General features: G+C 60.9%; 15 protein-coding genes. 5 read left to right on the top strand and 10 right to left on the bottom strand.

Annotated elements, in window-relative coordinates; translation table 11 throughout:
- Positions 1-38: 38 nt before the first annotated feature.
- The 3 genes from CHEJ32_RS0120930 (at position 39) to dmeF (ending at position 4,345) form a co-directional block, all read left to right on the top strand.
- Positions 39-2,888, top strand: a complete 2,850-nt coding sequence (locus tag CHEJ32_RS0120930; protein ID WP_156936762.1) for an EAL domain-containing protein — start codon at positions 39-41, stop codon at positions 2,886-2,888.
- A gap of 223 nt (positions 2,889-3,111) precedes the next feature.
- Positions 3,112-3,390 (top strand): metal/formaldehyde-sensitive transcriptional repressor, encoded by a 279-nt coding sequence (locus CHEJ32_RS0120925; protein WP_028035523.1) that lies wholly within the window; start codon positions 3,112-3,114, stop codon positions 3,388-3,390.
- A 7-nt stretch (positions 3,391-3,397) separates the two neighbouring features.
- Positions 3,398-4,345 carry a CDF family Co(II)/Ni(II) efflux transporter DmeF gene (gene dmeF / locus CHEJ32_RS0120920; protein ID WP_156936760.1) on the top strand — a complete coding sequence of 316 codons (948 nt, stop codon included), beginning with the start codon at positions 3,398-3,400 and terminating at the stop codon, positions 4,343-4,345.
- A 46-nt stretch (positions 4,346-4,391) separates the two neighbouring features.
- On the opposite strand, the gene CHEJ32_RS0120915 is transcribed toward dmeF, so the two are convergent.
- Positions 4,392-5,000 (bottom strand): YqgE/AlgH family protein, encoded by a 609-nt coding sequence (locus CHEJ32_RS0120915; RefSeq protein ID WP_034658898.1) that lies wholly within the window; start codon positions 4,998-5,000, stop codon positions 4,392-4,394.
- A 134-nt stretch (positions 5,001-5,134) separates the two neighbouring features.
- On the opposite strand from CHEJ32_RS0120915, the gene CHEJ32_RS0120910 reads away from it, so the two are divergent.
- Positions 5,135-5,938, top strand: a complete 804-nt coding sequence (locus CHEJ32_RS0120910) for a protein-disulfide reductase DsbD domain-containing protein (protein WP_028035520.1) — start codon at positions 5,135-5,137, stop codon at positions 5,936-5,938.
- Between the two features lie 80 nt (positions 5,939-6,018).
- Positions 6,019-6,504 carry a peroxiredoxin gene (locus CHEJ32_RS0120905; RefSeq protein WP_028035519.1) on the top strand — a complete coding sequence of 162 codons (486 nt, stop codon included), beginning with the start codon at positions 6,019-6,021 and terminating at the stop codon, positions 6,502-6,504.
- On the opposite strand, the gene rnhA is transcribed toward CHEJ32_RS0120905, so the two are convergent.
- The 9 genes from rnhA to CHEJ32_RS25630 form a co-directional block, all read right to left on the bottom strand.
- Positions 6,505-7,002 carry a ribonuclease HI gene (rnhA, locus tag CHEJ32_RS0120900; RefSeq protein ID WP_028035518.1) on the bottom strand — a complete coding sequence of 166 codons (498 nt, stop codon included), beginning with the start codon at positions 7,000-7,002 and terminating at the stop codon, positions 6,505-6,507.
- Positions 6,999-7,967: a homoserine kinase gene (locus tag CHEJ32_RS0120895; RefSeq protein WP_028035517.1), complete on the bottom strand. Its 969-nt coding sequence runs from the start codon at positions 7,965-7,967 to the stop codon at positions 6,999-7,001. Before CHEJ32_RS0120895 ends, rnhA begins: the two co-directional genes overlap by 4 nt.
- 75 nt (positions 7,968-8,042) lie before the next feature.
- Positions 8,043-9,047 (bottom strand): 4-hydroxy-3-methylbut-2-enyl diphosphate reductase, encoded by a 1,005-nt coding sequence (ispH, locus tag CHEJ32_RS0120890; RefSeq protein WP_028035516.1) that lies wholly within the window; start codon positions 9,045-9,047, stop codon positions 8,043-8,045.
- Positions 9,048-9,097: 50 nt separating this feature from the next.
- Positions 9,098-9,847: an SURF1 family protein gene (locus CHEJ32_RS0120885; protein WP_028035515.1), complete on the bottom strand. Its 750-nt coding sequence runs from the start codon at positions 9,845-9,847 to the stop codon at positions 9,098-9,100.
- Between the two features lie 252 nt (positions 9,848-10,099).
- The gene (locus tag CHEJ32_RS0120880) at positions 10,100-10,984 is read right to left on the bottom strand and encodes a cytochrome c oxidase subunit 3 (protein ID WP_028035514.1); all 885 of its coding nucleotides are present in this window, start codon (positions 10,982-10,984) and stop codon (positions 10,100-10,102) included.
- A 1-nt stretch (position 10,985) separates the two neighbouring features.
- Complete coding sequence (locus tag CHEJ32_RS0120875; RefSeq protein ID WP_028035513.1) at positions 10,986-11,591, bottom strand: cytochrome c oxidase assembly protein; 606 nt, start codon at positions 11,589-11,591, stop codon at positions 10,986-10,988.
- A gap of 7 nt (positions 11,592-11,598) precedes the next feature.
- Complete coding sequence (locus CHEJ32_RS27485; RefSeq protein WP_198023898.1) at positions 11,599-11,757, bottom strand: hypothetical protein; 159 nt, start codon at positions 11,755-11,757, stop codon at positions 11,599-11,601.
- 1 nt (position 11,758) lies between these two features.
- Positions 11,759-12,691 carry a heme o synthase gene (locus tag CHEJ32_RS0120865; protein WP_028035512.1) on the bottom strand — a complete coding sequence of 311 codons (933 nt, stop codon included), beginning with the start codon at positions 12,689-12,691 and terminating at the stop codon, positions 11,759-11,761.
- Between the two features lie 63 nt (positions 12,692-12,754).
- On the bottom strand, positions 12,755-13,262 hold a 508-nt coding region (locus CHEJ32_RS25630), incomplete at its 5' end, for a cbb3-type cytochrome c oxidase subunit I (protein WP_034658897.1).

The raw sequence follows: 13,262 nt of genomic DNA, 5'->3' as shown, positions 1-13,262 counted from the left end.
TGCTGAAGTTGAAACCGGCAATGCTGACGGCGATGGCTATGCTGGCATGGCTTGTGCTGGCTTTGGGCGTAGCGCCAGCCTCGGCGGTTGAGCCCATCAAGATCTCGCGCGAAGACGTCGCTCTCGACCTCTCGAAAGCTGTTGAGATCTATCGCGACCAGGGGGAAAACTTCCAGGTCTCCACGGCTCCCGGTGCAGATGGCATCGTACGCCGCATCGAAGTGGAGGCGCAGGACACGCGTTCGACCGGCGATTGGGCCGTTTTCGCGCTGGCAAACACCACCGACGAGCAGCTCGACCGTCTCATCGTGGCGCCGCATTTCCGCCTGGTGGGCTCCGGCCTGGTCTGGCCGGATCTCGGCTCTCAGCGGATCGCCGCAATCACGCCCTCCGAAGGCTTCGCCCTTGACCGTCAGCCGAGCAGCGATGCCGACGAGTTTCTCGTCACGCTCAATCCGGGGGCTGTGGTTACATTCGTGGCTGAGCTTTCCTCGCCCAATCTTCCCCAGGTCTATCTCTGGGACCCGGCCGCCTATAAGGACACGGTCAATTCCTATACGCTCTTCCGCGGCATCGTCATCGGCATCGCCGGCCTTTTGGCGCTTTTCCTGACCGTGCTTTTCGTGGTCAAGGGCACGTCCATGTTCCCGGCCACAGCGGCCCTTGCCTGGGCGATCCTTGCCTATATCTCGATCGACTTCGGCTTCCTCTCGCGCATTGTCGACATTTCGCCGGGGACGGAACAGCTCTGGCGAGCGGGCACGGAGGTGGCATTGGCGGCGACATTCGTCGTCTTCCTCTTCGCCTATCTGAATCTGGCGCGCTGGCACAACCATTTCAGCTACGGCATGCTGGGCTGGATCCTCGGGCTTGTCATCATCGCGGGTGTCGCCGTCTTCGATCCACCGATCGCGGCCGGAATCGCGCGAATCTCCTTTGCAGCCACCGCCATCATCGGTCTCGGCCTCATCGCCTATCTGGGAATGCAGGGGTACGATCGGGCGATCATGCTCGTGCCCAGTTGGCTCATGGTGCTGGTCTGGTTGAGCGGCGCGTGGATGGCCGTAACCGGCACGCTCGACAACGATATCCTGCAGCCTGCGATCAGCGGCGGCCTTATCCTCATCGTCCTCCTGATCGGTTTCACCGTGATGCAGCACGCGCTGTCCGGGAGCGCCATCTTCCAGGGGCTGTTCAGCGACATGGAGCGGCAGGCGCTCGCCATCAGCGGCTCCGGCGATATCGTCTGGGACTGGGACGTGCTGCGCGACCGTGTCACCACCAAGCCCGATGTCAGCAAGCAACTTGGTCTCGCCGCCAATACGCTGCACGGTCCCGCTCGAAGCTGGCTGCCGCTGCTTCACACGGATGACCGCGACACTTTCCGCACCACGCTCGACATGGTGCTGGAGCATCGGCGCGGGCGTATCGCACAGAATTTCCGGCTGCGCGGGGCGGACGGGCACTATCACTGGCTGGCCTTGCGGGCCCGCCCGGTGGTGGGGTCCGATGGCGAGGTGATCCGCTGCGTGGGCACGATGGTCGACGTCACCGAGCAGAAAAAGGCCGAGGAGCGGCTGCTGCATGATGCGGTGCACGACAACCTCACCGGCTTGCCCAACCGTGAGCTTTTCCTCAACCGGCTCGATGCCACGATTGCCATGGCCGGCAAGCAGCGGAAAATTCGTCCGACCGTCCTGGTCATCGACATCGACCGCTTCAAGCATGTCAATGACGAACTCGGCATTTCCGCGGGCGACACTATTCTGCTGACGATCGCGCGGCGCCTGCATCGCATCCTGAAACCCGGCGATGCGCTCTCCCGCGTGGCTGGCGACCAGTTCGCCATGATGGTTCTTTCGGAGCAGGAGCCGGCGCAGATCGCCGCCGTGGCGGATGCGGTTCGCCTTGCAATTCGATCGCCGATCACCTTCGCCAAGCGGGAGATCATCCTTACCGCCTCCATCGGGCTCGTGTCCTGGACCACGGTCCAAACCTCGGCGGAAGAGATGATCAAGGACGCGGAACTGGCCATGTACCAGGCAAAGCGGTTCGGCGGCGATCGCATCGAGCCCTTCCGTCCGGCCTTCCGTTCCATCGGTGCAGACCGTCTTCAAATGGAATCCGATCTCCGCCGGGCCGTGGACCGCAAGGAGCTTCGTGTGGCCTACCAGCCAATCGTGCGGCTGGAGGATGGCACCGTTGCCGGCTTCGAGGCTCTCCTGCGCTGGGACCATCCGCGCCGGGGCACCATCCCGCCAGCGGATTTCATCCCGATCGCCGAAAGCTCGGGCCTGATCGTGCAGCTTGGTCTGTTCGCCATGCAGCAGGCGGCCGAGGACCTCTATTCCTGGCAGAAGCAGCTTGGAGACGTGCCGCTCTTCATGTCCGTGAATCTATCGAGCCGGCAGTTCATCCGCCGGGACCTTGTGAGCGACGTGCGCTCCATCATCGCACGAGCGAACATCAAGCCGCGCTGCTTCCGGCTGGAGCTGACCGAATCCGTGGTCATGGATAATCCCGAGCAGTCCGCCCATGTGCTCGCCAAGCTGAAACAGATCGGCATCGGGCTCTCGCTGGACGACTTCGGGACCGGCTACTCCTCCCTTTCCTATCTCACCCGCTTCCCGTTCGACACAATCAAGATCGACAAGACCTTCCTCAATGATCCGAGCTCCAAGGGCAATGTGCTGCTCAAATCCATGATCACCATGGCGCATGACCTCGGGCTCTCCGTTGTTGCAGAGGGCGTGGCTGACGAAGCTGATCTCTCGCAGCTGCGCCAGATGGGCTGCGAATATGGCCAAAGCTTCTATCTCGGGGAGCCGGCCGACGCCGAGGCGAGCCTGAAGCTTCTGACGGAGCAGAACCCGGTCACCGCGAGCTAGCCTAGCGGGCTGGATCGGAGCATTCTGGCGTAAAGATTTTGCCTGAGACCTAGGGCCATTAGCGCCGCTGCTCCTGCTCAGCCGACAACAAAGCCAATGCCTGCCGAAGTGAGCAAAACGGGCCTTCGTCCTTATCCCTGCAGTCGCTTGCCTGATGTCTGCGTAATGGACCGTCCATCACGCTACTTGCTGGGCCGGGGTATATAGGGTACCCTCCTATCCTATGGCTCATCTACAAAAGAACAAGGCGAAGTTGGTCGCGAGGGTGCGCAGGCTGCGCGGGCAGATCGAAGCAATCGAGCGGGCACTCGAGGGTGATGCACCCTGTGGCGAAACGCTTCAACTGATTGCGTCCGTTCGGGGCGCGGTGAACGGACTGACGCTTGAACTTATCGAGGATCACATCCGCTTTCATGTGGTGGATCCCGACAAAGAGACGGATTCCGCCAAAGCTGAAGGGGCGGCGGAACTCATAGCGGTTCTGCGCACCTATATGAAATGAGGCTTTGATGGAACGGCATCGTCCTTCCGAATTGCGTGGCCACGACCACATCTTCTTGGGCGAAAGCCATGGCCGTAACGAGCGGCGCGTGTGGTTCGTGATCGCTCTTACGACGGCGATGATGGTCGTCGAGATAAGCGCCGGCCTGATCTTCGGTTCAATGGCATTGCTGGCCGACGGTTTTCACATGTCCACGCACGCGGCCGCCATGCTTATAGCGGCCGGCGCATATTTTTACGCCCGCAAGCATGCCCGGAATCCCCGTTTCACATTCGGCACCGGCAAGTTTGGCGATCTTGCCGCCTTTGCCAGCGCAATCATCCTGGCGTTGATCGCCCTTTTCATCGGCTATGAAAGCCTTCTTCGCCTGGCCAATCCCGTTCAGATTTCCTTCAACCAAGCCATTGTTGTCGCCGCTGCCGGCCTGGCGGTGAACCTCGCCAGCGCATGGCTGCTCCGTCATGACCATTCTCACCACCATCACGGGCACGAGCACCACCACCACCACGCGCATGGACGCAGTGGCACCGATCACAATATCCGCGCAGCCTATCTCCATGTCCTGGCTGATGCGTTGACGTCGGCGCTGGCGATTGTCGCGCTTCTTTTCGGCAGTCTTTACGGGTGGATATGGCTCGATCCAGTGATGGGCGTGGTGGGAGCAGCTGTTATTGCCCACTGGTCATGGGGTCTCATTAATCAAGCCGGTGGCGTCCTCCTTGATTATATTCCGGAGGATGAGGAGCTGCCGCGAGAAATTCGGGAAACGATCGAAGCGGACGGGGACCATATCGCAGATCTCCACGTATGGCAGGTGGGACCCGGGCATCACGCCGCGATCGTTTCTGTCGTCACAGAAAACGTCCGGCCGCCCTCCTTCTACCGCCAGAAACTTTCTCATCTCCATGAGCTGTCGCATCTGACGGTGGAAATTGAACCGCATAAGGCTGCTTGAGCAACATCTATCGCAGCGGCCGAGGGCTCCTTGCCAGCTGGACTGCTTATGCGTGTCCCGCCACCTGACTTAGATGGAGAAGGTCAATGCCGTTGGAGGCAAGGATACGGTCGTAGATCGTGTCGATTTCCGCATCGAACAGAAGGTCCGGCGATGCCGGGCAGGCAAGCCAGCCATTGTCGGCGATCTCCGCCTCGAGTTGCCCCGCGCCCCAACCGGAATAACCGAGAGCCATCAATGCCTGTTTTGGCCCTCTCCCTATGGATATAGCACGCAGAATGTCCACCGTGGCGGTAAGGCAGATCTTCTCGGACACGGCCATGGAGGATTCCACGACATAGTCGTCGCTGTGCAGCACGAAACCGCGGCTGCGGTCGACTGGTCCACCGCTGCGAACGGAAATGTTGCGTGCGCGCGCGGGCAAGCGGATGGATTGGCTCCGATCCAGAATGCCAAGCTCCACGAGGATATCCGTGAAACCCAGTTGCTGTCCGCGGTTGATGATGATCCCCATGGCGCCTTCGGCATTGTGGGCGCACATATAGATCACGGAGCGCGCGAACCTTTCATCCCGCATGCCTGGCATGGCTATCAGGAAGTGGTTCTGCAGCGTGGCTCCGTGGCCAGCAGCGTCTGCGCTGATCGTTTGTACCATGGCACAAACCTAGCCGCTTTCGGTGAAGCTTGAAAGACGTGACATGCAGCGACCGGTGCATTCACATCAAAATGAGCAACGCACCCCGTCTCCGCTCGTTGCAATTGTGATCTTCTAAAGCCATTGTCGCGCCCATGCTCCATCGCTTGCCCTTTCTCCTCGCCTGTCTTGCCGTTTCCGCCGCGCCCGCCGCAGCTTCGTCTACGCCGTGGTTGAAGAGCGACGGGGGCGCCATCCGCATCGTGACTTCCGGTCTCAGCGACGAGGACGGAGCGCTTCGCGGCGCGTTGGAGATCGATCTGAAGCCGGGATGGAAAACCTATTGGCAGGCTCCCGGGGAAGCGGGCGTGCCGCCTGAAATCAACCTCGCGCCCACCTCCGACACCCGACACGTCGAGCTTCTCTTTCCCGCGCCCGAGCGCATCAGCGACGCTTACGCGATCTGGGCAGGGTATCAGCACCCCGTCACATTGCCGGTCGTCTTCGACTTCCCGCAGGCTGAGATGGCCGGCATCGTCGAGGGAACGCTTTTTCTCGGCATTTGCGAAACAATCTGCGTTCCTGTGGAGATTCCTTTCTCCTTCGATGCAGGCGCTGATCCTGACAATCCCGCCGATGCGATCACGGTGGAGGCTGCTTTTGCGGCACTGCCGGATGTCGCGCGTGCCGATTTCGGCGTGAGCACTGCCTCCCGGACGGAGTCGCAGATCGAATTCCATGTGACATTGCCGGACGAGCCTGGAGCTCCGGCACTTTTCGTGGTGCCGCCCAAACACGTGCAGATCACCATGCCGGAGCTTCGGAAGCGGCAGGGAAAGACGGCGATCTTCACCTCGCAGGCGCTTGGCGAGGCTGCCGCTCTGAAAGGCCCGCTTGAGATAGGTTATACGCTGGTGGCGGGGGAGAAGGCCGTTGCAGGGCAAATTGCTCTTCCCTGACCGATTGCCTATGGTGCGCCCGCACACAGCACCTTCCTTCCGGGAAGTAATATTTGCCCTTTAGGCCCAGGAGATAGCGCATGACGATTTCAATTGGCGAACGGCTGCCCAACATCACGGTCAGGAAGGCGACGCCCAATGGCGCCGAGGAAGTGACCACGGCAGATTTCTTCGCCGGCCGGAAAATTGTTCTGTTCGGCGTCCCCGGCGCATTTACGCCGACCTGCAGCAACAACCACCTGCCCGGTTTCGTGGAGAATTACGATGCCATAAAGGCGCGCGGGGTCGACGCAGTGGCGGTCATAGCGGTCAATGACGCATTCGTCATGGGCGCGTGGGCACGGTTCACGGGCGCCGAAGACAAGCTGGTGTTCCTGGCGGACGGAAGCGGCGATTTCGCGCGGGCGATCGGCCTCGATCTCGATCTTGCCGCACGCGGCATGGGCCTGCGCTCGCAGCGCTATTCGATGATCGTCGATGACGGCGTGGTCACGGCACTCAACATAGAGGAAGTGCCCGGCCAGGCAGTGACCAGTGGGGCAGCACGCATCCTGGAGCAGCTCTGATTATTCACCGGAGCGGCGACGCGTATTTGTTTCTAATGAAGCAGCTGTGTCGCCGCCCCGTTTCTTCTTGAACGGCGCCATGCCGGCGCGCGCCAGCGCATCCGCCCGCTCATTTTCCGGGTGCCCTGCATGCCCGCGCACCCAATGCCAATGAACCTTATGGCGCCGGCGCGCCTCATCCAAGGCCTGCCATAGCTCGGCATTCTTGACCGGCTTCCTGTCCGCCGTCCGCCAGCCATTGCGCTTCCAGCCTTCGATCCAGCCGGAAATACCGTCACGCAGATAGTTGCTGTCCGTGTGAAGATCGACCTCGCAGGGTTCCTTCAACGCATTCAGCGCCTGGATTGCCGCCGTCAGCTCCATCCGATTGTTCGTGGTTTCCGCTTCGCCGCCGGAAAGCTCTTTCTCAACGCCGTTATAGCGCAGAACGGCCCCCCAGCCACCGGGACCGGGATTGCCGGAGCAGGCGCCGTCGGTGAATATCTCTATGTGCTTCACGCGAGCTTGATCCCGTATTCGGATGCCGACTTCACCTGCCGGTGGAAGCGCAGGCGGCGGAGATATTCAAGCGGATCGCGCTTCTTCACCAACGCGCCATCCGGAATGGTCAGCCAGTCATAGAGGCGCGTGAGCATGAAGCGGAGTGCCGATCCACGCGCGAGCAGCGGCAGCATTTCGATTTCCTCCCGCCGCAGCGGCCGCATGGACTGGTAGCCCGCCAGAAGCGCCGTCCCTTTGGTGAGATTGAAGGAAATGTCCTTCTCGAAACACCAGGCGTTTAGGCAGGTTGCAAGGTCGTAGGCCAAAAGGTCATTGCAAGCGAAATAGAAGTCGATCAGCCCGGACAGCTCGCCGCCGAGGAAAAAGACATTGTCGGGGAAGAGATCCGCATGGATGACACCGGAAGGCAGATCCCTCGGCCAGTTGCTCTCGAGTATCTCGAATTCGGCATCCACTTCCCGCGCCAATCCGGGCTCGACCTCGTCGGCACGGGCTCGCGCGCCTTCCCAGAGTCGACGCCAGCCATCCGGGCCCAGAGAATTGGCGCGCGTCAGCGGGAAATCCTCTGCCGCCTCGTGCAACCCCGCAAGCGCTTTGCCCACCGCCTTGCAATGCTGCGAATTCGGCCGGCGCATCCACATGCCTTCAAGAAACGTGATGACGGCGGCAGGGCGACCGGCAAGCTCGCCGATCAGCCCATCGTCAAGCCGTTTCACCGGCAGGGGGCATGATATTCCCTTTCTGGCAAGATGTTCCATCAAGCCCAGGAAGAACGGCAGGTCGCGGCTGTCTACCCGCCGTTCATAGAGCGTGAGGATATAGGCGCCAGTCGTCGTGTGCAGGAGATAGTTCGAGTTTTCTGTGCCTTCGGCAATGCCCTTGTACGACAGGAGCTCGCCGACCGGATAATGACGCAGAAAAGCCCCGAGCTCTTCCTCGGAAATGTCGGTGTAGACAGCCATGGCTACAACACGCCCGGGCGACGTGGAAAAGCGGCGTCTCTCGCCAGATTGTTTCCGCCAAGAACCATGCTGCCCCTACCCCATCCCATTGACGAAGGCCATGTCGGCTTTTGTCAGTTCCACGTCGCGCAAGGCACGCATCACCGGAAAATTTTCCAGTTCTTCCGCGGTGACCGCCAATTCGACGGAGACGTCGTAACGCTCGGCGAATGCTTCGATGATTTCGTTGACGATGATTTCAGGAGCCGAGGCGCCGGCGGAAAGTCCGAGCACCGAAAGGTCTGCGATATCGTCCCACGGGATTTCCGACGCGCGCTGTACCAGCAGTGCATGCTTGGCTCCAGCCCTCTCCGCCACCTCGACGAGGCGGCGCGAATTGGAGGAGTTGGGCGCGCCGACCACGAGGAACAGATCCGAGCCCGGCGCAGCCGCCTTTACCGCGTCCTGCCGGTTGGTCGTGGCGTAGCAGATCGATTCAGCCGCAGGCGCATGAATATTCGAGAACCTTTGTTCCAGCGCAGCGATAATCTCGGCCGTGTCCTCGACCGAAAGCGTGGTTTGGCTGACATAGCCAAGCTCGACGCCCATTGGCGGTTCGAACCAAGCAGCATCATCCACGGTCTCGACCAGCGTGACGGCTCCATCAGGCAACTGCCCCATCGTGCCGATTACCTCCGGATGGCCGGCATGGCCAATCAAGAGCACATGGCGGCCCAGACGCTGGTGGCGCATCGCCTGCTTGTGCACCTTGGAAACCAGCGGACAGGTAGCATCCAGATAGAAGAGATTGCGCGCATTTGCATCGGCGGGGACGGATTTCGGCACCCCATGGGCGGAAAAAACGACCGGGCGCTCGCGATGGCCATCCGGAATCTCGTCCAGCTCCTCGATGAAGATTGCACCGCGCTGCTGCAGCCCTTCGACCACATAGCGATTGTGGACGATCTCATGCCGCACATAGACCGGGGCGCCATATTTCTTAAGCGCGAGCACGACGATCTGGATGGCCCGGTCCACGCCGGCGCAAAAGCCGCGCGGCCCGCAGAGTCTAATCGTCAGTGCCTGTCTATCCGTGCTCATTCGATTCCCCTGTTCGTCGCCCGGTAAGTGGGAGCGGGCGGGCTTCCCTGTCAAGCCTGGCCACGGTCATCATTGCGCCGCCAGAACCACGCGACGAGAACGCAGACGAGCGCAAATGCCAAACCGTACCACGTGACCGCATATTGCAGGTGATTGTTGGGAAGGTCTATCAGCGTCACGCCCCCGACAGGCAAACCGCCCGGGTTCGGCGCGTCATTCGCATCCACATAGAAAGGATAGACTTCGGCCTGCTCAAGGCCCGCCGAGCGCGCCATCGCCGTTAGATCCTTCCAATAGAAGATGTTCTTGGCGAGATCATTGTCGGGGACAAGAAAGGACGGTTTTTCAGCAGGCGCCATGCGCGCCAGGCCCGCGATTTCGGTTTCACCCCCCACCTGGCCCTGCAAACGTGTCGCAGGATCCTTCCGGTCATAGGGCACAAAGCCGCGATTGACGAAGATGTATTTCCCGTCGGAGAGCCTCAGCGGCGTGTGGACGAAGAAACCGGACTGTCCCTTCCATGTGGCCAGATAATGCCGCTCCCGGTCGTGAAGGAAGGTCCCCGACAAGACCGTGGGGCTGTAATCAATGTCCTCGCCTCGTTCGTAAAGTCCCAGCATCTCATCCAGGGGCGCGGGTTCGGCGGCGAGCCGCTCATCGATCCGGGCAAGAAGACCCTCCTTCCAGTGCAGGCGCTGCACCTGCCAGGTGCCGAGCGCCAGAAGGATAAGCAGCATGGGGATGCTGAAGGCCAGCAAGACCCATGCCGACCGCCTCCCACCTTTCCGTTCGATGCTCATTCCAGTTGTCCACTTTCTTGAGAGTCTTCGGCGCTGCCGCGCATCCAAGGGCCTCGATCGTGCCAGCGGCAATCAGCCAGAGACGACGCGGCACATAGCCGAACCATCGCAGAAAACCCGTGCCGCGGGGATGATTTGCCGTGCAGAGGCACCGTTGCTTGTTCCGAAAGCCGTCATCCCGCCTGTATTCCGAAAAAGCAAGGGGCAGCCGCCATATCGGCGGCCGCCCCCTTTGCAGAACATCAGCTGTTCTTAGACGTGCGCGATCGTGGCACCCGACGACGCCCAAACATAGATGAAGGCGAAGAGGAACAGCCAAACCACGTCGACGAAATGCCAATACCAGGCAGCCGCCTCGAAGCCGAAATGCTGCTTCGGCGTGAACTGCCCTGCCATGGCCCGGAGCAGGCACACGGCCAGGAAGATCGTTCCGATCAGCACGTGGAAGCCATGGAAACCGGTCGCCATGTAGAAAGTTGCGCCATAAATGGAATCGCTGAAGCTGAACGGTGCGTGCATGTACTCGTAAGCCTGCACGAAGCTGAAGAGCACGCCGAGGGCGACCGTGATGACGAGGCCGGTGACAAGGCCCTTACGATCGTTCTCGAGCAGCGCGTGGTGCGCCCAGGTCACCGTCGTGCCCGAGAGCAGCAGGATGATCGTGTTGTAGAGCGGCAAGTGGAACGGATCGAGCACCTCGATGCCCTGGGGCGGCCAGGTGCCGCCGGTGAATTCGGCGCGGCTTATCTGCACGGGATCGCCGGGGAAGAGGCTCGCATCGAAGAACGCCCAGAACCATGCCACGAAGAACATCAGTTCGGAGACGATGAACATGATCATGCCGTAACGCAGGTGCAGCGAAACGACACGCGTGTGATGGCCTTCTTGCCCTTCCCTGATTGTATCGCCCCACCAGGAGAACATGGTGTAGAGAACGATCAGGACACCAACCAGGAAGATCCAGAAGCGTGCTCCCGCTAGATCGATCCCGAAGATCGGGAAAGACGTGCCCTGGAGCGACTTCATCCACGCCACGCCACCGAGCGCCATGACCAGCGCGCCGACGGAGCCGATGAACGGCCAGGGACTCGGATCTATTATGTGATAATCATGTTTTTTTACGTGGGCATCTGCCATTTTATCCCCCGAGCTTCTGGGTCTTTGCCGCATCCGCTGCCGGCGCTTGCGCCGACTCCTGATGCTTTGGATAGAAGGTATAGGAAAGCGTGATCGTCTTCAGGTTCTTCAATTCCGGTACATTTACAATTTCCGGATCGATGAAGAACTGCACCGGCATTTCGTAGGTTTGTCCGGGTTCAAGCGCCTGCTCGGTGAAGCAGAAGCATTGAACCTTGTTAAAATAGGCTCCTGCGAGCGCGGGCGCCACGTTGTAGGTGGCTGTTCCGGTCGTCGTGGTCGGCGCTGTGTTGCGGGCGATGTAGGAAATCTCCGTCGTCTCGCCGATCCTGAGCGTGACCTCGCGCTGCTTGGGTTTGAACTCCCAGGGAACGCCGTTCGTGTTCGCATCGAAACGCACGGTGATGGTCTTGTCGAGGATCGTGTCGGAATACTGCTCGACACGCTGCGTCGTCCCACCATAACCCGTAACCTGGCAGAACAGCCGGTAAAGCGGCACGGCTGCGTAGGACATGCCGACCATGGCTACAAAAACACCGGCGCAGGTCAAGGCCACGCCGCGGTTGCGACGATCGTGCTTAGGTTCCGATTTGGTAGGGGTCGTCATCTCGTCCTCACATCGCCCGGTCGAACACGGCCGGGCCCAGCTTATACAGGGTCCCCAGATAGACGATGATCACGAAGGCAACCAACGCAAGCCCGATGGCAATCGAGCGGCTGCGCCGCGCCTTCAACTGAGCCTCGGTAGGCTTTACGCGATCTTCATCCGGCATCTCAGGCTCCAAAATGCGCGATCAGGCCGTCACAAAGCAGGGCAGCGAAGATCGCGAAGAGATAGAGAACCGAATAGCCGAAAAGCGCCTTCTCCGGCCGCGACTTAACGTCCTGCCCCTTGGCCGCCAACACGCGCCAGGAGTACCAGACGAAGGCGATGCCGAGGACAGCTGCGGCGAGACCGTATGGGAGGCTGGCGAATCCCATGAGCGTGGGCAGAACACCGCTGATCGCGACCAGAACCGAATAGACAAAGATTTGCCTGCGCGTCGAGGCCGCCCCGGCGACATTGGGCATCATCGGGACACCAGCGCGCTCGTAGTCACCGCTCTTGAAGAGAGCGAGCGCCCAGAAATGCGGCGGTGTCCAGAGGAAGATGATCAGGAAGAGCACCAGGCTTTCCAGGCTGACAGAGCCAGTGACCGCTGCCCACCCGACGACCGGAGGGAGGGCGCCGGCGGCGCCACCGATAACGATGTTCTGCGGCGTCGAGCGCTTCAGCCACATCGTGTAGATCACAGCATAAAAGAAGATCGTGAAGGCCAGCAGACTGGCAGCGAGCCAATTGGCCATCAAGCCAAGCGTTCCGACCGAAAAGGCCGAGAGGAAAAGGCCGAAGCCGAGCGCCTCGCCGGGCGCGACACGACCGGCCGGCACCGGCCTGGTCGCCGTGCGCGCCATGACCGCGTCGATATCGGCGTCGTACCACATATTGAGCGCGCCCGACGCGCCGGCACCAACCGCGATGGCAAGGATCGAGATCAGTGCCAGGAACGGGTTGGGGCTTGCCGGCGCGAGCACCATCCCGACGAAAGCGGTGAAGACGACGAGAGACATGACCCTCGGTTTTAGAAGCGCGATGAAGTCACCGGCCGTCGCCTCTGAAAGGCGGCCCGCTTCCTCATTGATATGCTCGCGCTCAACCAGTGCCATGTCTTCTCGTTCGCCCCATAGTTAGCGCGGCCCGGTATGTACTCCAGGCCGCGCGATTGCTCCTTATCGGATTTTCGGCAGCTCTTCCCACTGGTGGAAAGGCGGCGGAGAGGAAAGCTGCCACTCGAGGGTGGTTGCGCCTTCGCCCCACGGATTGGCGCCAGCGACGCGCTTCTTCGCGAAGGCTTCGATCACGCCATAGAGGAACACCAGCACGCCNANGGCNGNNAGNTANGANCCNTAAGANGANACCATGTTCCAGCCGGCGAAGGCGTCCGGATAGTCGATATAGCGCCGCGGCATGCCGGAAAGGCCCAGGAAGTGCTGCGGGAAGAAGATCAGGTTCACGCCGATGAACGTGATCCAGAAGTGCAGCTTCGCNACGAAGGAGTTGTACATGTAGCCCGTCATCTTCGGGAACCAGTAGTACCAGGCGGCGAAGATGGCGAACACCGCACCCATGGACAGCACGTAGTGGAAGTGCGCCACGACGTAATAGGTGTCGTGCATCGCCCGGTCGAGGCCGGCATTGGCGAGCTGCACACCCGTGACGCCGCCGACGGTGAACAGG

Origin of the sequence: Chelativorans sp. J32 (genome assembly GCF_000518985.1) — a bacterium.
GTDB lineage: Bacteria > Pseudomonadota > Alphaproteobacteria > Rhizobiales > Rhizobiaceae > Chelativorans.
Note: the sequence above shows the minus strand (reverse complement) of the source record. Positions and strands in the feature narration are given on the sequence as shown.

Bases quoted from the DNA above. Each gene is read 5' to 3' on its own strand.
- CHEJ32_RS0120885 (WP_028035515.1), bottom strand. From the start codon at position 9,847: ATGAGCATCGAACGGAAAGGTGGGAGGCGGTCGGCATGGGTCTTGCTG.
- CHEJ32_RS0120910 (WP_028035520.1), top strand. From the start codon at position 5,135: ATGCTCCATCGCTTGCCCTTTCTCCTCGCCTGTCTTGCCGTTTCCGCC.
- CHEJ32_RS0120895 (WP_028035517.1), bottom strand. From the start codon at position 7,967: ATGGCTGTCTACACCGACATTTCCGAGGAAGAGCTCGGGGCTTTTCTG.
- CHEJ32_RS0120915 (WP_034658898.1), bottom strand. From the start codon at position 5,000: ATGGTACAAACGATCAGCGCAGACGCTGCTGGCCACGGAGCCACGCTG.
- CHEJ32_RS0120905 (WP_028035519.1), top strand. From the start codon at position 6,019: ATGACGATTTCAATTGGCGAACGGCTGCCCAACATCACGGTCAGGAAG.
- CHEJ32_RS0120880 (WP_028035514.1), bottom strand. From the start codon at position 10,984: ATGGCAGATGCCCACGTAAAAAAACATGATTATCACATAATAGATCCG.
- CHEJ32_RS0120875 (WP_028035513.1), bottom strand. From the start codon at position 11,591: ATGACGACCCCTACCAAATCGGAACCTAAGCACGATCGTCGCAACCGC.
- CHEJ32_RS0120925 (WP_028035523.1), top strand. From the start codon at position 3,112: ATGGCTCATCTACAAAAGAACAAGGCGAAGTTGGTCGCGAGGGTGCGC.
- dmeF (WP_156936760.1), top strand. From the start codon at position 3,398: ATGGAACGGCATCGTCCTTCCGAATTGCGTGGCCACGACCACATCTTC.
- CHEJ32_RS27485 (WP_198023898.1), bottom strand. From the start codon at position 11,757: ATGCCGGATGAAGATCGCGTAAAGCCTACCGAGGCTCAGTTGAAGGCG.
- CHEJ32_RS0120930 (WP_156936762.1), top strand. From the start codon at position 39: ATGCTGGCATGGCTTGTGCTGGCTTTGGGCGTAGCGCCAGCCTCGGCG.
- ispH (WP_028035516.1), bottom strand. From the start codon at position 9,047: ATGAGCACGGATAGACAGGCACTGACGATTAGACTCTGCGGGCCGCGC.
- CHEJ32_RS0120865 (WP_028035512.1), bottom strand. From the start codon at position 12,691: ATGGCACTGGTTGAGCGCGAGCATATCAATGAGGAAGCGGGCCGCCTT.